The organism is Maribacter ulvicola (assembly GCF_900155985.1).
In the GTDB taxonomy this organism is placed as follows: Bacteria; Bacteroidota; Bacteroidia; order Flavobacteriales; family Flavobacteriaceae; genus Maribacter; species Maribacter ulvicola.
On record NZ_FTMA01000005.1, the window covers coordinates 188,783 to 211,079 of the forward strand.

At 36.6% G+C, this 22,297-nt stretch carries 11 protein-coding genes; 6 read left to right on the plus strand and 5 right to left on the minus strand.

Translation table 11 applies throughout. The features are described 5' to 3' along the window. The first annotated feature begins 30 nt into the window (after positions 1-30). The 4 genes from BW936_RS14115 to BW936_RS14130 all read left to right on the plus strand — a co-directional run bounded on the left by BW936_RS14115 (position 31) and on the right by BW936_RS14130 (position 3,723). The gene (locus BW936_RS14115; RefSeq protein ID WP_076549206.1) at positions 31-741 is read left to right on the plus strand and encodes a pirin family protein; all 711 of its coding nucleotides are present in this window, start codon (positions 31-33) and stop codon (positions 739-741) included. A gap of 266 nt (positions 742-1,007) precedes the next feature. Beyond that, positions 1,008-2,390: a sensor histidine kinase gene (locus BW936_RS14120; protein WP_143744160.1), complete on the plus strand. Its 1,383-nt coding sequence runs from the start codon at positions 1,008-1,010 to the stop codon at positions 2,388-2,390. Positions 2,391-2,401: 11 nt separating this feature from the next. Further along, positions 2,402-3,496, plus strand: coding sequence for a Gfo/Idh/MocA family protein (locus BW936_RS14125; RefSeq protein WP_076549210.1), 1,095 nt, complete (start codon positions 2,402-2,404; stop codon positions 3,494-3,496). A 5-nt stretch (positions 3,497-3,501) separates the two neighbouring features. Next, positions 3,502-3,723 (plus strand): putative signal transducing protein, encoded by a 222-nt coding sequence (locus BW936_RS14130; protein ID WP_076549212.1) that lies wholly within the window; start codon positions 3,502-3,504, stop codon positions 3,721-3,723. Between the two features lie 52 nt (positions 3,724-3,775). On the opposite strand, the gene BW936_RS14135 is transcribed toward BW936_RS14130, so the two are convergent. Then, entirely contained in the window at positions 3,776-4,714 is a 939-nt protein-coding gene (locus BW936_RS14135; RefSeq protein ID WP_076549215.1) for a 3-keto-disaccharide hydrolase, read from the minus strand. Positions 4,715-4,910: 196 nt separating this feature from the next. Here BW936_RS14135 and BW936_RS14140 point away from each other — a divergent pair, with 196 nt between their 5' ends. Continuing rightward, positions 4,911-8,342, plus strand: coding sequence for a HEAT repeat domain-containing protein (locus tag BW936_RS14140; RefSeq protein ID WP_076549217.1), 3,432 nt, complete (start codon positions 4,911-4,913; stop codon positions 8,340-8,342). Between the two features lie 18 nt (positions 8,343-8,360). Here the strand turns inward: BW936_RS14140 and BW936_RS14145 are convergent, their stop codons facing one another. Together BW936_RS14145 and mnmA are read right to left on the minus strand one after the other, a co-directional pair. Beyond that, positions 8,361-9,302, minus strand: coding sequence for an NAD(P)H-dependent flavin oxidoreductase (locus tag BW936_RS14145; protein ID WP_076549219.1), 942 nt, complete (start codon positions 9,300-9,302; stop codon positions 8,361-8,363). Between the two features lie 157 nt (positions 9,303-9,459). Further along, positions 9,460-10,650, minus strand: a complete 1,191-nt coding sequence (gene mnmA, locus BW936_RS14150) for a tRNA 2-thiouridine(34) synthase MnmA (RefSeq protein WP_076549221.1) — start codon at positions 10,648-10,650, stop codon at positions 9,460-9,462. A 303-nt stretch (positions 10,651-10,953) separates the two neighbouring features. On the opposite strand from mnmA, the gene BW936_RS14155 reads away from it, so the two are divergent. Further along, positions 10,954-12,981, plus strand: a complete 2,028-nt coding sequence (locus BW936_RS14155) for a fasciclin domain-containing protein (protein ID WP_076549222.1) — start codon at positions 10,954-10,956, stop codon at positions 12,979-12,981. A 251-nt stretch (positions 12,982-13,232) separates the two neighbouring features. On the opposite strand, the gene BW936_RS14160 is transcribed toward BW936_RS14155, so the two are convergent. Further along, the gene (locus tag BW936_RS14160; RefSeq protein ID WP_159439029.1) at positions 13,233-19,292 is read right to left on the minus strand and encodes a T9SS type A sorting domain-containing protein; all 6,060 of its coding nucleotides are present in this window, start codon (positions 19,290-19,292) and stop codon (positions 13,233-13,235) included. Between the two features lie 1,089 nt (positions 19,293-20,381). After that, positions 20,382-22,235, minus strand: a complete 1,854-nt coding sequence (gene yidC / locus BW936_RS14165; protein WP_076549226.1) for a membrane protein insertase YidC — start codon at positions 22,233-22,235, stop codon at positions 20,382-20,384. Positions 22,236-22,297: the final 62 nt, after the last annotated feature.

Below are 22,297 nucleotides of genomic sequence, written 5' to 3' on the forward strand. Positions count from 1 at the left end.
TAACATTTTATCTTATAAAGAATACTTTAAATGAAAACAATTTTACATAAATCTGACACAAGAGGTCATGTTGACCATGGCTGGTTAAATTCTTACCACAGTTTTAGCTTTGGTAATTATCATAATAATGAACGAATGAATTTTGGAGTTTTACGTGTACTAAACGATGATACCGTAGCTGCAGGTCGCGGATTTGGAACACACCCCCATAGAAATATGGAAATCATATCGATCCCGTTAGAAGGTGACCTTCAACATATGGATGATATGGGTAATTCTACCCTAATAAAAGCTGGAGACGTACAGGTAATGAGTGCAGGCACAGGAGTTATGCATAGCGAGTATAACAAGAATAAAAATAAAGAAGTGAAGTTCTTACAAATTTGGGTCATACCAAACAAAGAAGGCGTTCCTCCTCGGTATGATCAAATCTCTGTTGAGGATATTGCTACAAAAAACAGTTTGTATCAAATACTTTCCCCAAGTCCTGATGATAGTGGTGTTTGGATTCACCAGAACGCATGGTTTCATCTTGGAAATTATGATACTGGGGCAATAGATTCATATGTCCTAAAACAGAAGGGAAACGGAATATACATCTTTGTTTTAGACGGTGAAATTGAAATTGCAGATCAGATATTAAACAAACGTGACGGATTTGGAATTTGGGAAACCGATACTTTTAAATTTAAAATCAATAGTACTTCTAATATCCTAGTGATGGAAGTTCCTATGAACTAAAAATAGCGTATCTAGATACTTTATTTTTTAATAATTTTTTTAGCAAAAACTAAAAAATAGGTTTGTCCATTGATATAGGTACTACTACCACCTTACTAATAAGCACAATATGACCCCGATACTCTATTTCCTAATTATTTGTAATTAATATTTAGATTTAACTAAAAATATAGAATAATTATATACCGGCTGAGTTCTATATACTAATTATCTCTATTTTTTTTAGGATTGAACAACAAAAGCATTATTATTTTAAATTCAATAGCTTGCCTACACTTAATTCGACTTCTAAATATCCCAGCACTAAAAGTAGAAACTTTATAGATGAATTTGGGCTCATAACAGTAGTGTCTACCATTTTTACTACTGCTGTATTTATGTATACCCTACTATTTCATTCTTATATAGAACAACTTTTAGCAGGTATTGTTGCAGGTGGTTTCGGGATCGGATTTTTATTAAATCGTTTAAAATATAGCCAAGCTACTAGAATTTACATGACCTTATTTCCTCCGGTTATGTTTATGACCTTAATTTTTTTGATAGGGGGATTTTTTGGCCAAGCAGTAGCATTTGCTACCATGGGTTTTCTAGCTTTTATTGGTTACAGAAATAACCCTCGGGTTAGAAATTTAGTTATAACTTTTGATATTTTAGCCTTTATAATACCCACAGTTTATATTTCTAAATACGGACCCATCTTAGGTACAATAGATGTGCCTTTTGATGAAATTTTCGCTTTCTTAGCCTGTTTAGGCTGGCTATCGCTAACCTTTAGGGTTTATGACCAAAAGATGACCAGAACATATACCAAAGATTTAGAAAATCATATTGAAGCGCTAAAAGAAAGTGAATTAAATTTGAAAGAAGCTCAAGATGATTTAAGGAATCAGAACAATGAATTAGCCGTATTAAATAATGAGCTTAAATTAAAAAACACTCATATTGAAGAATTTATATTCATAGTTACACATGATCTTAGAGGCCCCTTAAATAATATCAATGTCATTGCAGAAGAATTAGAAAAACAGCATTTGGCATTTGAATATGACAGCTTCGGTAGCTATTTAAAACATTTACAAATAAGTTCTAACAGGCTTACAAATTTGGTAGAAAGCTTATTAAAATATGCTGAAATTGGTAACTCTAGTGGAATGGAAAATGTTGATACACATGAAATATTACAACTAGTTCTGAATGATTTTTCCGAAAAAATCAAAGAAACAAAAACTACCATTCATATTGGTCATTTACCTACAATTACAGCAAGACCCAATGATATTAGAATGCTTTTTCAAAACTTAATACATAATGCATTAAAATTTAAAAGTAACACCAAAGATCCTGTGATTACCATAATGTCAGAAAAAAAAGAAAACGAATATCTTTTTAGCATTACAGACAACGGCATTGGCATACCAAAAGAGCAACAAAAGAATATTTTCAATGCATTCCACAAACTACACAACCAATCTAAATTTGAAGGTTCCGGCATAGGTCTTTACGGAAGTAAAAAAATAATAGATCATCACTTAGGTAAAATTTGGGTTGAGTCAGAAGAGCATGAAGGTAGCACCTTTTATTTTACAATAAATACCAATTCATTAGATTTGAACGAAATACAAAACCATTCAATCAGCCTTAATTAAAACAATTTTCAATGAAGAAGGCAATTATATTACTATCACTTCTCTTAACAAATTTTGTTTACACCCAAGACCCTACTCTTAAATTAGGCGTAGCAGGCCTCACCCATGGGCATGTAGGATGGATATTAGGTAGAGAAACAAAGTCTGATATTAATATGGTGGGAATAGTTGAAACAAACCAAGACCTAGCTAAAAAACTTTCAAAAGAATTTGGGTTTTCCATGGATATCGTTTTTAGTTCTATGGATGACATGATCAAAGCTGTAAACCCAGATGCAGTTGCTGCATTTGGGAACATTAAGGATCACTTAAACATTGTAAAAGCCTGTGCTCCAAAAGGAATTCATGTCATGGTAGAGAAACCCTTAGCAACAACTTATAATGATGCTATAGAAATACAACAACTATCTAAAAAATATAATATTCATGTTTTAACTAACTATGAAACTTCTTGGTACCAAACCAATATAAAAGCACATGCTTTATTAAAACAGGGTGAGATTGGAAAATTAAGAAAAGTGATAATTAGAGACGGTCATAAAGGACCAAAGAAAATTGGTGTTTCCAATGAATTTTTAGAATGGTTAACGGACCCTGATTTAAATGGTGGCGGAGCCATTACTGATTTTGGTTGCTATGGTGCCAATTTAATGACGTGGTTAACCAATGGCAAAAGACCAAATAGTGTAACTGCGGTAACTCAACAATTACAAGCAGAGAATAACCCCAAAGTGGACGATGATGCCACTATTATATTAACTTATGATAATGAGATGGCCATTTTACAACCCTCTTGGAATTGGCCTATAGGCAGAAAGGATATGGAGCTTTATGGTACAAAGGGCGCTATTTATTCTGATAATCCTTCACAGTTAAGGTTAAGGCTTTCTAAAGGATATAGTGACTATACAGAAGAAACATTTCTCTTAGGAGAACGCGAAGAACCTTTTAACGATCCCTTTTCAGTTTTTGCAGATGTTATAAACGGGAAGCTTACATTAGACCCTTTTAATGTATATTCCTTAGAGAATAATATCATTACCATGGAAATTCTACAATCTGCAATCAACAGTGCCAAAAATGGAAGAACTATTAATTTAAACTAACAAAAATGGACTCAAATTTTATTAAAGTATTTGCGGGCAATAGTTTTGAAGCGCAACGAATAACACTTGCATTAAAAGAAAGTAAGATCAACCCTATAGTAAAAGACGAAAGCGAATCTGCTCGTCTTGCAGGTTTTGGTGCTCTTGTGCCAAAATTGGTAGAAATTTATGTCAATAAAGACGAAGAAGAAAATGCTTTAGCCATAATTACAAAGCTTAACAGTTAAATAAAAAACCTCCCAAATAGGAGGTTTTTATTAAAATTCGTTCACCCTTAGATTACCTTTTATGTAATGGGGTAATTTCTAACTTTCTAAATTCTACTGCACCGTGATCACCTTGTATCATTATTGGACCGGCTTCTGCTTCATTGTTATCTAAAGCACCGCCTGTCATGGCTTCTATATTCTGATTTGAAATAACTGTTTTTCCATTTGCTACAATGGTCACTCTTCTACCTATTAAAGTAATATCATACGTTTGCCACTCTCCGGCTTTCTTAGCCGCATTTTCATTGGGAGTCAACAATCCATAAATTCCTCCAAAATAAATAGAAGAAGGCTCTAAACCTATATTGTCTGCAATCTGCACTTCATAACGTCCTCTTAAATACAAACCGCTATTACTTCTTTCCGGGTATCTAAATTCTGCATGCAATTTAAAATCTTTAAATTTTTCTTCTGAAACTAAATTAACCCCAGATTTTGAACTGGTCAATATACCGTTTAAAACCGCCCATTGATTTCCTGGCTTAATAGTCCAACCTTTTAAATTTTTACCATTAAACAGCTTAATGGTCTTTCCTTCTTTCGCATTTTCATAATACGGTAGCATTGGCGATCTGGTAGCGGTCCAATCATAGGTTTTGCCATCTGCATAAATCATGGTCCCTACTAATCCATCACCTTCCATTTTTCCTTCAAATTCCATATTGGCTGCTCCTGGCTCCCATTGTGGTGGTATTTCAAAAGAGAATAGCTCTCCGTGCTTTTCAATTTCAGCAACTGGTCTAGCACTACCAAAAGCATAGGTAAATCTTCCTATTAATCTATTGGTACCAGAATGTCTAATTTCTAACCACGATGGTAATTTCTCTCCTTCTTGATCAATTGTCAAATTCCATTTCCCTTCTAACGGATGACCTTCTTGTGCATGAGCCATTTTAAAGCCAAAAGCTACTAAAAAAAGGAATGCTAGTGTTGTTTTAATAGTATTCATATTATTATTAAGTTTGATAAGAAACCAAATATAATAGAAGTTTTAAATACAGTTTCTTAACATTGAATTAAAAAATTAAAAATTAAAAAATCAGACACATTAATTTGATGTTGTTAATAATTTGAACAGAGCATCATTTCACTGTTGTTTATCTACAATATTTGCTACTTTTATCTTTCAAACCAACAAAACAACAATGACATTTTTTAAAAAATTCCCTCTAGGGCTAGTACTCCTATTATTCTTTTGCGCTTCATGTATAAATAAAAAGCCAGTTGAAATTCCTTTAACTATACAGCAAGACAGTACTGAACTTATTGAAATGGCCAAACTTGCCAGAGAAACTATTACCGCACAAGTTGCTGACGGTCTAGAGTTAAGCCTATGGGCTTCAGATTCACTAGCCCCAGATCCTATTGCAATGGATATTGACAATGAAGGAAATATCTACATTACCCGCTCTAATAGACATAAAAACTCTGAATTTGATATTCGCGGCCATAGAGATTGGATGACAGAATCCATTGCTCTGGAATCTGTTGAAGATAGAAGAGCTTTTCTACGTAAAACCTTTGCGCCAGAGCTTAGTAAAGAAAATGAGTGGTTGGCAGATTTAAATAACGATAGTATTCACGATTGGCGCGATCTAACCGTTGAACAAGATGAGATATGGATGTTAGAGGATACCAATAAAGATGGTATTGCAGATATTTCCACTCAAATCATGAAAGGTTTTAATGATGAAATTAATGATGTTGCCGGTGCACTTCTAGTTCGTGATGAAGATGTATTTGTCGGTATTGGCCCAGGAATGTATCGTCTTACCGATACTAATGGCGATAAAATTTTAGATGAGAAAACTGCAATTGCCGAAGGCTTTGCCGTACATATTGGTTTTAGTGGGCATGGTATGTCTGGTGCCATTGAAGGACCCGATGGTAAAATATACTGGGGCATTGGAGATATAGGAGCAAATATTACAACTGTTGAAGGTGAAAACCATAAATACCCAAATGAAGGAGTTATTGTAAGAAGTAATCCTGATGGAACAGATTTTGAAGTATATGCACATGGTCTGCGTAATACCCATGAGTTTGCTTTTGATGCTTACGGAAATATTATTTCATCTGATAATGATGGTGACCATAGAGGCGAAAGCGAAAGACTGGTTCATATCGTTGAAGGTTCAGATGCCGGGTGGAGAGCTAATTGGCAGTACGGAAAATATACGGATCCCAAAAATAACGGATATAATGTTTGGATGGATGAAAAACTCTTCACTCCTCGTTGGGAAGGTCAGGCTGCATACATTATGCCACCGCTTCAAAATTTTCATAACGGCCCTACGGGAATGAGATATAACCCTGGCACTGCCTTGGGTAAAAAATGGATGAATAAATTCTTTTTAGTAGAATTTGTAGGAGATCCTAGTAGATCACATATTTGGTCGTTTGATCTAAAGCCAAAAGGCGCTTCGTTTGAATTAAATACAGATGAATCTATTTTATCTGGCGTATTGCCTACAGGAATAGGCTTTGGACCAGATGGTGCACTGTACCTTGCCGATTGGGTAAATGGTTGGGGAACTAAAAATTATGGGCGAGTTTGGAAATTAGACGTTACCGAAGAAACAAATGATTTAGCTCAAGAACGTTTAGAAACCCAACGTTTAATGACCCTAAATTATGAAGATGAAAAGACGGATAGTTTGGTAAGTTTATTGTCGTATGGCGATATGAGAATTCGCCAAAAGGCTCAATTTGAACTTGCTAAAAGAACTTTCTGGGGCTATAGAGCGCTTAAAAAGGTACTACAAGAAGAAGAAAATCAATTTGCGCGTATTCATGCGATCTGGGGTATTGGTCAAATTGCCGCTAAGGATATAGATGAGGCAAAGCCGTTACTTAACTTATTAAGTGATAACGATCCAGAAATCATAGCACAAAGTGTAAAGGTATTGGGCGATTTAAGATATAAAAAAGCCGCTGATAGTCTTATAACATTGACTACCCATGAAAATGACCGTGTAAAATTCTTTGCAGCACAAGCACTGGGCAGATTAAAACATAAAAATGCCATTGACCCGTTATTGGCAATGCTCGAAGCCAACAACGACAAAGATCTTTATTTAAGACATGCCGCAGTTTTAGCGCTATCTAGAATTGGCAATGCTGAACCACTTTTAGCTCTTGCCAATAGCAAAAACAGAAGTCTTAGAATTGCTGCCGTTATGGTTCTTAGAAAATTACAAGATCCAAAAATATCGATATTCCTTTCTGACCAAGATGAATACATTGTTACAGAAACTGCACGTGCCATTAACGATGACCTTTCTATTGAGGATGCTCTTCCGGCATTGGCAGCAACGCTTACTAACGAAAAATTCACATCTGAACCCTTGTTACGTAGAGCCATTAATGCCGCATTACGTGTGGGCGGTGGAGAACAGTTAGATTTACTTATCAATTTTGCTAAGCGAAGAAAGGTATCTAGCGATTTACGTGGCGAAGCCCTTGCTGCTTTGGGCACTTGGAACAACCCTTCACTTTTAGATCGTGTAGATGGTAGATATAGAGGAGAAGTTATTAGAGAAAACAGTCAGTTAGAGGAAAAAATTAAAAAACATGTTCCTTCGTTCTTAAAAGAAAGTTCGCCACAAATATTAATTGGAATTTCAAAAACAATAAGCGCAATTGGCATCAACTCTTATAACGATGATTTATACCAAGTATTTAAATCAAATGAATCACCCAAAGTAAGAGCTGCCGTACTAAACGCCTTAGGTCAATTACAATTTAATAAAATGGAAGCAGCCATGTCTTTTGGTATGCAAGATAAGAATGAACAAGTAAGGACCGTAGCCGTAGGTTTATTAAGTAAATTAAATCTATCTAAAGAGAAACTACCAAACATTGTTGACCCAATATTTAAGAAAGGCTCATTATCGGAACAGCAAAGAATGTTGAATGTTCTTGGTGACCTGCCTGACGTAAAAAGCAATGCCATTCTTACTAGTCTAATTGATAAAGCTAGTAAAAGTCAACTAAACCAAGGTATTTTATTAGATTTAATGGAATCGGTAAAAGCGACAGAAAACCCTAAACTAATAGCACAATTAGATAAACTTAAGAAAGCAGGTTTTTCTACTGATTCTTTTCAAGAAACCCTTTACGGAGGTAATTGGTGGGCAGGTAGAACGGTATTCAATAACAACCCTACAGCGCAATGTGTACGTTGTCATTCTGTAAACGGTTCTGGTGGTGAAGTTGGTCCTAAATTAGATAATATTGGTAATATTTTAGACAGACAGCAATTATTAGAAGCGCTTATTGAGCCAAGTGTAAGGTTAGCTCCTGGTTACGGAACCGTAACCCTTACATTGAAAGATGGACAAAAAGTTCAAGGTGTTTTAATCGAGGAGAATAATAAGGAAGTTTTATTAAGAACATCTGAAGCTGAACCTTTAAGAATTCCTTTAATGAGAATTGCCAAAAGAGAAAATTCTATGTCCGCTATGCCTGCCATGGGCCGTATGATATCTAGAAGAGAACTCCGTGATCTTATTGAATACCTTGGCTCTTTGAAAAATAAAGTGCGGATTATTGAAGGGGAGGATAAAGAAGTATAATCTATAAAGAGAGATAAACTAAAAAGAGGAGAGTTCTGCTTTCCTCTTTTTAAACTCCCTCATTATCTCGCTAACAATTTCGGCAGCGGGTTTTATGTCGTGTATCAACGCAGATACTTGACCAATTTCTAGTTCGCCGTCTTCTAAATCACCTAAAAACATTCCTTTTTTTGCACGGCCCCTACCTAAAAGAGTTTTCAACTCTTCGGTTGTGGCATTGTTAGTATATGCTTTTTGAACTTCATTATAAAATTTGTTTTTCACTAAACGAACAGGAGCTAGTTCTTTTAATGTCAAATGCGTATCTCCTTCCTTAGCATTTATCACGACCTCTTTAAAGTTTATATGATTTGATGCTTCTTCACTTGCCACAAACCGGCTACCAACCTGTACACCATCTGCACCTAAAATAATGGCAGCCAACATGGCACTACCCGTTGCTATTCCACCTGCTGCTATCAAAGGAATAGTTATTTTTTCTTTAACTGCAGGTATCAACACAAAAGTTGTTGTTTCATCACGACCGTTATGTCCGCCTGCTTCAAAGCCTTCTGCCACAATGGCATCTACCCCTGCAGCCTGTGCTTTCAACGCAAATTTCAAGCTACTGACCACATGTACCACGGTAACTCCCTTTTCCTTTAAAATGGATGTCCAAGTTTTAGGATTTCCAGCAGATGTAAATACAATTTTTACATCCTCTTCAATGATAATATCCATCAACTTATCTATATCAGGATATAACATAGGAACGTTTACTCCAAATGGTTTTGAAGTTGCTTCCTTACATTTTTGAATATGCTCTCGCAAAACATTAGGGTACATGCTACCTGCACCAATGACACCTAAACCTCCAGCATTTGATACAGCACTGGCTAATCGCCATCCACTGGTCCAAATCATTCCTCCCTGAATTATGGGGAATTCTATTTTGAAAAGTTCGGTAAGTCTATTTTGCATATGCTTAGTGAATCACCTTGTAGCGAGTCCGCAAGGCATTATATTGAATAGTTAATTTAGATTTCAAAATACATGTAAGCAAACCCTAATCTCAATAATAAAGTAAAAGGTTACATTTTAAAGATACTAAAATGAACTTTAAAATATAACCCTCTAATTATGAAATTACACCAGACCCTATAAGGTCATCTGCTAAATACCACGCCACAAACTGACCTTCGGTAATTGCAGATTGCATTTCTTTAAAATCTACATACATACCACCTTTTACTTTGTATATAGTAGCTTCCTGCAGTTCTTGACGGTATCTTATACGTGCTTTTACTTCTAGTTTCTCATCAATATTCAATGCAAGATCTGTGCGTACCCAATGTATTTCTTCCTCCTTTACAAATAAAGTTCTTCTATACAAGCCGGGGTGGGCTTTACCTTGACCCGTATAAATGATATTCTCATTTACATCGGTATCTATTACAAACAAGGGTTCTTTTGTTCCTCCTACATGCAAGCCTTTACGTTGTCCTTTGGTAAAATAGTGTGCACCTTGGTGCTCACCAACCACTTTCCCATCTGTTAAATGATATACGGGCTTCTCCGCATAGAACTCTAATTCTGAGTTTTTATCATTGAAATTAGGTGTTGCGCGTTCATAAGCATCAAACCCGGCTGGTACTTCAACAATTTTACCGGTTTTTGGTTTTAATTGTTGCTGCAAAAATTCCGGAAGTCTTACTTTACCTATAAAACATAAACCTTGTGAATCTTTTTTATCTGCAGTTATCAAATTCATTTTTGCGGCAATTTCCCTTACCTGTGGCTTGGTCAATTCCCCTATCGGAAATAATGTCTTGGATAATTGTTCTTGCGAAAGTTGACATAAGAAATAAGACTGGTCTTTATTACCATCTTTTCCTGCCAATAACTGATATGTTTCTGTACCATCTGCATTGTGCAAAGTACCTTTTCTGCAATAATGCCCTGTTGCAACATAATCTGCCCCTAATTGCATAGCAATTTTCATAAAGACATCAAACTTAATTTCTCTATTACAAAGCACATCAGGATTTGGGGTACGCCCCATCTCGTATTCCTTGAACATATAATCAACAATACGTTCTTTATATTCTGTACTTAAATCTACTGTTTGAAAAGGAATACCTAATTTTTCTGCAACGATCAAGGCATCATTGCTGTCTTCTAACCACGGACACTCTTCTGATATCGTCACCGAATCATCATGCCAATTCTTCATAAATAAACCAATAACATCATAACCTTGCTCTTTTAACAAGTATGCTGCTACGCTTGAATCTACTCCCCCTGACAGTCCTATTACAACTTTTTTCATCTCTATTACTATGTCGTTACAAAATTACAAAATTTCATTTCAAAACATCTTTTTTTCAACTTATGTAATACACTTTTAAAATCCACTTTAAGCCAACGCACTAAAGGACTTTAATTTATTGGTTCAAAATTTAATTTTTTTTGAGTTAAAAATATTTTGTTAAACTTTTTAAAAAATAACTTAAACAAAATAAATCTGTTGTATTTTTATCCACATAGGTGTTTTAATACTAAAAATATATTATATCACATTTAACGTTAAACATCTTTTATAATTAATTAAACAATCTTTAAAAACACAATTATGAAAAAAATGTTACGATTACGAAATTTTTTACTGTTACTTACGGTCACTATGATTACATGGTCTTGTAGTGACGATGACGATGTGGAACCTTTGACAATTAACGAAACGACCATCGTTGAAACCGCTCAGGCGGAAGATGCACTTTCCTCTTTGGTCTCTGCACTTACTACTGCCGATAATTCTGAAGGTACAGATTTGGTAGGCACATTAAATTCAAACGGTCCTTTTACCGTTTTTGCTCCTACAAACGATGCTTTTACTGCATTATTGAATCAATTAGATGACTTTGAGTCACTATCCGATTTTGATACGGATGAAGAACGTGCTATTTTAACATCAATCTTAACCTACCATGTAGTTGCAGGTGTTGCTGCTAGCTCTTCAGATTTAACAAATGGTATGATGGTTACTACCGTACAAGGGGAAGATTTGACCATTAATATTGATGGTGATGTATTTGTTGAAGATGCTACTGAAGTAAATGCAAAAGTGGTCATTGCAGATGTAGAAGCAAGCAACGGTGTTGTTCACGTTATTGATAAAGTTTTATTACCTCAAGCAATTATTGATGCCTTGAACGGAGAAGAGGACATAGAAAACGGAACTTTAGTTGATATAGTAGTAGCTACTGAACCATTATCTCTTTTAGAAGCCGCTGTTATTAAAGCTGATTTAGTTGCAACACTTAGTTCTGACGGACCATTTACTGTTTTTGCCCCTACTGATGATGCCTTTGTTGCATTATTAGATGTGTTAGGTGATGATTATAATAGCCTTGATGATTTTGATACCGATGAAGAAATTGCTTTATTGAAGAACATTTTATTATTTCATGTCGTTGCCGCAGAAGTAAAATCAACTGATTTAGCTGCAGGTGAGGTAGCTACAGCTCTTGAAAATAATAGTGTGGATATTATAGCTTCTGGTGACTCTTTCGTAATTGGAGATGCTTCTGATACCAACGCAAATATTACAGGTGTAGACATTATGGCTTCTAACGGTATTGCACATACTATCGACAAAGTATTGCTTCCACAAGCGGCTATAGATTTTGTAACCAGCTTAAGATTAAAAACTATTGTTGATACTGCCGTTGCAACAGATGATTTAAGTTTATTGGTTGATGCTTTAGTACAAGCAGATGCAGGTTTAGTAGCAACTTTAAATGGCTCAGGTCCTTTCACTGTTTTTGCTCCAACTAATGATGCGTTTGCTGCTCTTTTAGATTCTTTAGGAGACGACTTCAACAACCTTTCGGATTTTGATACAGAAGAAGAAAAAGCACTATTAACGAAAGTGTTGACATACCATGTCATTTCTGGTACTGCCGCCTTTTCAACTGATTTAAATAATAATCAAGCTATTGAAACTATTCAAGGTGAAAACATTACTGTAATCTTAACGGATAATGGTGTTGAAATTATGGATGCAACAGCTACCAATGCCAATGTTGCTTTGGCTGATGTAGCTGCTAGTAATGGTGTTGTTCATGTTATCGATAAAGTAATTTTACCTCAAGAGGTTTTAGATATGCTTTCGGCAATGAGTTTGAAATCAATTGTTGAGATTGCCGTAGAAACCGATGATTTAAGCTTATTGGTCGATGCATTAGTACAAGCAGATGCAGGTTTAGTAGAAACGTTAAATGGCGCCGGTCCATTTACAGTTTTTGCACCAACCAATGATGCCTTTGCAACTCTTCTAGATACCTTAGGCGAAGAATACACTAGCTTAGCCGACTTTGACACTGAAACTGAAAAAGAATTATTGGTTTCCATTCTTACGTACCATGTAGTATCCGGCACAGCTGCTTTCTCAACTGATTTAAGTGACGGACAGTCGATTGCAACTTTTCAAGGTGAAAATATAGGTGTTAACATTAAAGAGAATGGTGCTGTACATATTGAAGATGCCAGCGAGAACAATGCTTCTGTTGTCATGGCAGATGTAGAAGCAAGTAACGGTGTTGTTCATGTTATCAATAAAGTACTTTTACCACAGGTAGTTATTGATGCACTGCATTAAAATAGGTATTGAATTATAACTGAAAACCTTCCTATAAATAGGAAGGTTTTTTTATACCGCAAATTTGTTTACATCATCATATACTCTTTTAACATACAATAAAGCATCCTTTACAACTAACTTTTTAAAGAACTTTAAATTTATTACATCTTTGGCATCCCAAATCTTACCAAACCAATCCTTAATCAATGGCAAAAGCCCTTTCAATTTGAAAGGGCTTTTCTATTATTTAACCAAATTAATTTATAGTGCTACTTTTTAGAAATAACCTTTTTAACTAATTTTTCTTTATCGGTCTTAAGTATTATTATATACATATCAGACTCTAAACTTCCAATAGATAATTTATAGTTGTTATCTCCTACCTTTAGAACGTGATTTTTTTCTTGCTTGATCAATCTTCCATTCAAATCAAATAGCTCAATTGTAAGCTTTGAGCTGTATGTTGCCATTAATTCAATATTCAATTCTTCTTTAAAAGGAATTGGATATGTGGTTAATTCGATCTTGGTCGGTGCGGTCTTTAAAGTATCTGTTTCCTGCGGACAAACATTAGCATGAAGAATTACATAGAAATTATCCATATCTCCAGCACTTAACCCTTGGAATGTATAAGTACTAAAATCTCCATTAATATTGTCCTGATAAGGATATTGCCCTGGTGCTACAGTAAGATCGCCATTACCTTTTACAGGAGTCTCGCTACTACCAACATATAATTGCGCTTCAGCTATCATATACCCATCTTGGGCAGAAACCATAACATTGACCGATCCATTGTTATAAACGATATTTACATTACCAACCAATGCTCCCTTAGATATATCACATTGGCCAGCTGCGGCATATAAATCCAATTCATACGTCCCATTAATTGATGGAATTTTATTGGTCCAACCCCAATTTCCACCGCTTAGATTAGAAATTTGGGTAAAACAGGTTCTTACATTCTCTGAACTAGACCTTGCGTATGCCGTTTCACATTGACCTATGGTCCCTGATCCACAATCATTATCGTTTTCTGTAATATCCCATTCACAAGATACCGAGTTCCAAACGGCTGTTTCATTACATTCCGTTACTGGTATCTCTGGTTGTTCTCCTTCTATATCCCATTCACAAGACTCTACATTCCATACAGCTGTCTCATAACATTCCGTTTCTGGCATCTCCGGCTGTTCTCCTTCTATATCCCATTCACAAGATTCAGAGTTCCAAACAACTGTTTCGTGACATGCGGTTTCTGGCTCCATTGGCTTTTCACCCATGATTTCCCAACTACAGCTCTGAGTATTCCAAACAGCAGTTTCAAAACATAGTGTCATAGGCATCTCAGGTTGTTCGTCAATTACGTCCCACTGACATGTAGTCTCGTTCCATACAGCTTTCTGGTAGCATTCCGTTTCTGGCTCCATTGGCTTTTCACCCATGATTTCCCAACTACAACTCTCATTGTTCCATTCTGCTGTTTCAAAACATTGTGTCACCGGCTTCTCAGGTTGCCCATCCAATATATCCCATTGACATGTAGCATCGTTCCATACAGCTTTATAATAGCATTCCGTTTTTGGCTCCATTGGCTTCTCACCTATGATTTCCCAACTACAGCTCTGATCGTTCCATTCTGCTGTTTCAAAACATTGTGTCTCCGGCTTCTCAGGTTGCTCATCCAATATATCCCATTGACATGTAGTTTCGTTCCATACCGCTGTTTGATAACAATATACTTCTGGTTGATCTCCTTTTAAGCAGATTGAATCATCGCAAGCATCAGGTATGCCATCATTATCAACATCGACATGATCATCTCCTTGATCACATGTATCGAAACAATCTGCAACCCCATCGCCATCTTGATCAAAACCTTCATCTATTTTACCATCTCCGTCATTATCAATACCATCACAAACTTCTAATATCTCATTAGGCTCTGATATGGTTATACTACAACGAGAGGTAGCTCCTTTTGAATCTGTTATCGTCACATAATGTGTGCCTGCACTTAAATTGTCATTCATTTGTTCGGTTACACCATCATCCCATTTAAAGGTATGCGGTCTAAATCCTCCATTGCCATAAACCTTGGCAGCACCATCGTTACCATTGTAAACACTAACATTTGCATAAAGGTTAATCCAACAGTACAATTCTTTGGCGATGTCTATTTGACCTCTAGTTTCACATCCGTTAGCATCTGTTACTACTACATTTCGCAATCCATAAGTTAACTTATTTGCAGTTTGTGTGGTCTCACCATTATCCCATAAATAAGTATATGGAGCTGTTCCTGCCTTTGGAAATACGGTTGCAACACCATCTTTAGTCAAATGATCGGTTGTAAGCTCTATTTGTTCTATATCTACTGTAAAATTATCACAAGTAGCACCTGTTGGTTCCGTTATGGTAACACTACATTGTGATGTAGCGCCTTTAGCATCTGTAATGGTAACATAATGAGTACCTGCCGTTAACCCTGTGTTCAATGCATTGGTAGTACCATCATCCCACTTAAAAGTGAATGGCCTATAACCACCATTACCTCTAACAAGTGCTTCTCCATCATTACCTCCATATACACTTACATTTTGTTTTAAATTTACCCAACAATACAATTCTTTTGCTATATCTATTTGACAACTTGACACACACCCATTAGAATCTGTAACTACAACCGTATGTAGCCCATAAGTTAAGGTAGTTGCCGTTTGCGTTGTTTCACCGTTATCCCAGAGATAAGTGTAATTACCACTTCCTCCATTAGGGTGTACGGTTGCAACACCATCTTTAGTTATATGATCTGTTGTAAGTTCATCTTGTGTTATATTACATGTGATAATTTCAGGTACCATAAGACGAAGTATTTGATCAGCTTCACAGATATCGCCTTTAATGGTTATTACGACGCTTCCATCAAGCCCCGAATATGTTGTCTCGTTTACCTCCCAAAAATATTCTCCATCCATACAGATTGAAACTTCAGTAATTAAAGGCATTGGTTTTTCTATAACCTGGATAGTTAACTTTGCAGTATTCGTACACTCATTATCATTTGGTGTAAATGTATATTCCGTAGTTACTGTATTATTTAATGCCGGTGACCAAGAACCTGAAATTCCATTAAGTGATATAGTAGGTAATTCCGCTAATTCAGCTCCTTCACAAATAGGTTCTATCTCTCCAAATAAAGGATCGTTTTTTTCGTTTACGATCACTGTCACCATCTCCTCTGCCGTACAACCGTTTAAATCGGTTACCGTTACCGTATAATCGCCAGCAGCAGCCACTTCGATAGCCGCCGTCGTGGCACCGGTACTCCATAAATAACTTGTGCCACCACTCGCTGTTAGTACAGTGCTGTTACCTGAACATATTTCCAACACTCCACCGATTTCCGCTATAGGCAATGGGTTTATCGTCACCGTTGCCGTCGTCTCCCCTACACAGCTATTATCATCCGTTGTCGTATATGTTACTTCATAAGTGTCATCGCTTAAACCGGTCGTGTCGAACAGTCCTGTAGAACTTACTCCTGTCCCGGACCAGGTTCCGCCTTCGGGGCTAGCCTCTAACTGTACCGTTGCCCCCAAACACACACTGGCATCTTCCGCTACCGGCTCCGGTAATACGTTTACCGTTACCGTTGCACTGTCGGAACCGTCGCAGCTATTACCGTCCGTTACCGTATAGGTCACTTCAAAACTGCCTGCTCCCTGTACGGACGAGTCGAAAAGCCCATCCGAACTTACGCCTGTACCGGACCATGTTCCGCCTTCAGGTGTCGCCTCCAACTGGATGCTCTCACCGAGACAGACACTCGCGTCTTCCGCCTCCACAGTAGGGCTATCGTTTACGATCACCGTTACCGTTGCCTCAGCTGTACAACCATAAGTATTTGTTACCGTTACCGTATAATCGCCGGCAGTATCTACTGTTATCCCTGACGTAGTAGCTCCAGTATTCCAGACATAAACATTACTTGATTCATAATCTGCTTTTAGCGTAGTGCTACTGCCTGAACATATTTCCAACACTCCACCGATTTCCGCTATAGGCAATGGGTTTATAGTAACCATTGCCGTCGTCTCCCCTACACAGCTATTATCATCCGTTGTCGTATATGTTACTTCATAAGTGTCATCGCTTAAGCCGGTCGTGTCGAACAGTCCTGTAGAACTTACTCCTGTCCCGGACCAGGTTCCGCCTTCGGGGCTAGCCTCCAACTGTACCGTTGCCCCCAAACATACGCTGGCATCTTCCGCTACCGGCTCCGGTAATACGTTTACCGTTACCGTTGCACTGTCGGAACCGTCGCAGCTATTACCGTCCGTTACCGTATAGGTCACTTCAAAACTGCCTGCTCCCTGTACGGACGAGTCGAAAAGCCCACCCGAACTTACGCCTGTACCGGACCATGTTCCGTTTGCAGGTGTCGCCTCCAACTGGATGCTCTCACCGAGACAGACACTAGTGTCTTCCGCTACTACCGATGGATTATCGTTTACGATCACCGTTACCGTTTTCTCTGCCGTACAACCGTTTTCATCAGTTACCGTTACCGTATAATCGCCAGCAGTAGCCACTTCGATAGCCGCCGTCGTGGCACCGGTACTCCATAAATAACTTGTGCCACCACTCGCTGTTAGTGCGGTGCTGTTACCTGAACATATTTCCAATACTCCACCGATTTCCGCTATAGGCAATGGGTTTATCGTTACCATTGCCGTCGTCTCCCCTACACAGCTATTATCATCCGTTGTCGTATATGTTACTTCATAAGTGTCATCGCTTAAACCGGTCGTGTCGAACAGTCCTGTAGAACTTACTCCTGTCCCGGACCAGGTTCCGCCTTCGGGGCTAGCCTCCAACTGTACCGTTGCCCCCAAACATACGCTGGCATCTTCCGCTACCGGCTCCGGTAATACGTTTACCGTTACCGTTGCACTGTCGGAACCGTCGCAGCTATTACCGTCCGTTACCGTATAGGTCACTTCAAAACTGCCTGCTCCCTGTACGGACGAGTCGAAAAGCCCACCCGAACTTACGCCTGTACCGGACCATGTTCCGTTTGCAGGTGTCGCCTCCAACTGGATGCTCTCGCCGAGACAGACACTCGCGTCTTCCGCTACTACCGTTGGATTATCGTTTATAGTTATTGTTACCGTAGTAGAATCAGACAAATCACAACCGTCACAATCATCTGTTGCAGCAGTATATGTAAAAGTATAACTATTAGCACTAAATGTAGAAAGATCAATAGGGCTTGCAACAATATTATTACCTACATCTGTCCAAACTCCTCCCGAATCTCCATTAGACACGAGGCTATCCAAATCCACAGCACTTAATCCCGAATCAGCACTACAATAGACTGCATTTTCTCCCACACCTGCTTCCGGTTGTTCTGCTTCTGCATACGTATATTCTATAGATACGGGAACTGCATCAACATTACAATGCGTATCACTAAACGTTGCTGTCCAGGTTTTTGTAATTCTACAACCATCAACAACTTCATTTTCAGTCACCACAGGTTGAACATTACCTCTACATTGATGATTAACCTGAAATTCAGGTACTACAATATCAGGATTACAACCTAAATCTGCATCCATAGCAGTGGTAGTAATTATTGGTGTAGTAAGACTTAAAGCTAAAGCATCAAAAGCATTACCTAAGTTTCCTGAAGTGGTTATTAGATAATCCGCTTCTAATATATTACTCGTATCATTAGGGTATTGTAAACTGTTTGATCCACTGGCAATAGCTTCTATATTTGCCACATCAACAGTTGGTTTTGGTACAGCTATAGTAAAAATCTTTTTCCCGTTGTTTTTAATAACATTTGCTGCGGAGCATGCTTTACCGATATGATTTCCATTACATTGAACTTGACCCGCACTATTTCCATTTAAATTACATAATGAGGAAGTAGTAGGATTTCCATCCGTGAACAAAACAATTAAAGGATTGGCACAGGACCCTGTAGTCTTTGTGTTTGCCAATTGAAGAGCTGCTTCCCAATTAGTTGAACCTTGTAGACTACTAGAAGGACCAGGATTATAAGATGTATTACTACTATTATTCCCACCTCCATTTAGGTAAGAGTTAAGATTTGATATATATGCTGCATTAATTGTTTGAAATCCAGTATTTCCTCCTATTGAAGCTGATCTAGCTTTTGTACCGTATTCTACAATAGCAATATTGGCCGGAATACAATCATTTTGAAGTGACTGTATAAAATCAGTTACCGCGGTTTCTATAGTTCCTTCTATACTAGGAGAATTGGAAATGGAATTGGACTCATCCAATATAAATACAACACACAACTCACAACCTGGGGTATAACTAGGGTTAGTTACAGGGGTACAAGTTTGACCAAATGAGTATGTGCCAAAACCGAATAACAGTAAACAAAAAAGTAAGTTTACTAAAATTGTCCGTTTAAAAAATCGTTCAAGAGTGTAAGATTTTATTGAGTTTAACTTCAATAAATAAAAAGTAGAGTTCCCCATGTTTTAGTATTTATTAATTAAATACCATAACGCAATAGATTAATTTAAGAAATAAGAAGTGGGGTTCTTATAAATTATATGCAATTACCAAACTTATTTGTGTCCATTAATAATAATGGTACACAAGAAATTTTTTAAACAGGGGGAAGGGGGATAATTCAAAATCCAAAGCCAATTTACTATTTTCAAAAATGTTTAGATCTCTATTACCAAAGTGAATTACTTAAATTTTTAACATTTAATTATATAAAATTTGATATTCTCGTTAAAATGCATAGAAAATCCTTTCAAATACACAGTAAATGAATTTAAATCTCTATCGATTTTCTCTTTTAAATCACATAGCTAATTTTATCAAAAATCATAGTGCTATAAAAAACTTATGTGTACAAGCTTTTTTAATATTCCAAGACTAAAACCAAACAGATAATAAGAAAATGAATTTGACAAAATTTAAAGATATAAAGCACAGCGGTAAGCCCTATTAAAATAAAGATTTAAAATTTTAATTGAACTCGTTAATTAATTTGAATAACCAAAAGTGAGCAATTGAGCAAGCTTAGCATTTAGAGAACTATCATCTCTGATATACTTGAAAAGTCATAAACTTTAACAAATTACACCCTAACAAAAACACATAAAACTGAAGAATAAAATTTAGGCATGGGTACAAATTAAAAAATGCTAACATACTTATAGGATGAAGAAACAATACAAGGCAATGACATTATTTACTATACTAAAAGTTCTGACTAGTAGGTTTCATACAGGAAAGAAATACTAAAAAAAAAGCTGAACATTATAATCAATGTTCAGCTTCAATTAACTTGGTCTTTTAATACTCTATTCGAGTCATTCTAGACTTTAACCACTATATTCTATGGTTTATTTTTTCTTTTGCGCTTCTGCTTGTTCCATCATTTCACGCATTTTCTTTTGAAACTTGTTTTCTTTCTTAGGCTTTTTCTTGTTCTCTTGTATCTGGGCATGAATCTTATCATTATCCAAAATAAAGTTCTTTATGACCAACATAATACCAATAGTAATTAGGTTAGAAACAAAGTAATACAAACTCAACCCACTGGCATAGTTGTTAAAGAAAAACAACATCATAAATGGCATTAGGTACATGATAAATTTCATATTAGGCATACCTGGTTGTGTTGGCATGTTCTGACCTGTTGTCATCATCATATAAAAGAATATAGCTATAGATGCCAATATTGGGAACAAACTTACGTGGTCACCATAGAACGGAATAGAAAATCCTTCTGGAAATTGATAGATAGTATCAAAAGAAGAAAGATCATCTGCCCACAAAAATGGCTTCTGACGTAATGCGAACGATGTTGGAAAAAACATGAAAAGCGCATAGAATATAGGCATTTGTATGACCGCAGGAATACAACCACTCATGGGACTTACACCAGCCTTACCATACAACTTCATGGTTTCTTGCTGTTTCTTCATTGCATTGTCCTTATACTTTTCCCCTAACTCTGTAATTTCTGGCTTCAACACCTTCATTTTTGCCTGAGACAAGTATGACTTGTAGGTTACCGGTGACATTGCCAAACGCACTAAAATAGTCATTATTACTATAGCAATACCATAAGGAAAATATGTACTGATAAGACCATAAAAGGGTGTAAACACATAACGGTTGATCCAGCCAAAAATACCCCAGCCAAAAGGAATAGAATCTACCAGACCTAAATCTTCATATTTAGACAAAGTATCAACATCCGTAGGACCAAAATACCAATGTAAATCTTTAGAGATTTCTCCGCCTTCCAATTCTACCGGTAAAGCCGATGCATATTCTTTAGTAAAACCAAAAGTTCTACTTTCTTCCTCTACCAAGTTAACCGAAGTCAAATCTCCACTTTTAAATGGCTCATCTGCAGCCAAAATACTAGAGAAAAAGTGCTGTCTATATGAAATCCACTTTACATCTTCTTCTGCCTCTTCATCATCACTTCCTTCAGAGAGTTTACTGATTTTACCATCTTCATGACTATAAGTTAAACGAGTATACCGATTTTCGTATTCTATACTTTTTGAATGACGAATACCTTTTAGTTTCCAATCTAAGGTTACAGGTTTACTTGTACTTATGACATTATCCAGACCTTTAGATTTGATGGTAAAGTCAACCAAATAATCATTTGGTTTAATAACATACCTATACTCTAGATATTGTTGGTTTGAAGCTTTCGCTTTTAATGATAATACTTGGTTACCATTGTCATTAGTGATCGATGGCTCAAAATATAGATCCTGAGTATTCAACACTCTATTATCAGAAGTAGCAAAATCCAACCCAAAAGAAGCATTACCATCTTTCACCAAATACACCGGTATAGAATCATAAGTAACGAATTGCTTCATTTTCGCCTCTACTATCTGACCACCTTTATTACTAATTTTTAATAGAAGAACTTCATTTTCCAAAGTCGTAATATCATTAGAAGGTTTTGTGAAACCAAAAGCCCCTATCTTACCTTGGTAATTAGCAACAGCAGTAGAATCTTGTAAATCTAATTGCGGAATATCTTGAACAACAGTTTCTGTCCCTAACTTTTCTGATGCCTTTGCAGCCTCTACTTGTTCTTGCTTTGCCTTTTCTGCCTCTAACTCTTCTGGAGTTGGTTGACTTTGGTAAAACATAAAGATGAGTATTCCAAAAATAAGCACGAAACCTATAATGGATTGTACATCAAATTTCTTTTCTTCCATGTGATATTTCTAATTAATTGGGAATCATTTGAATTTGTTAGAACGCAAATATATGTCCAAAT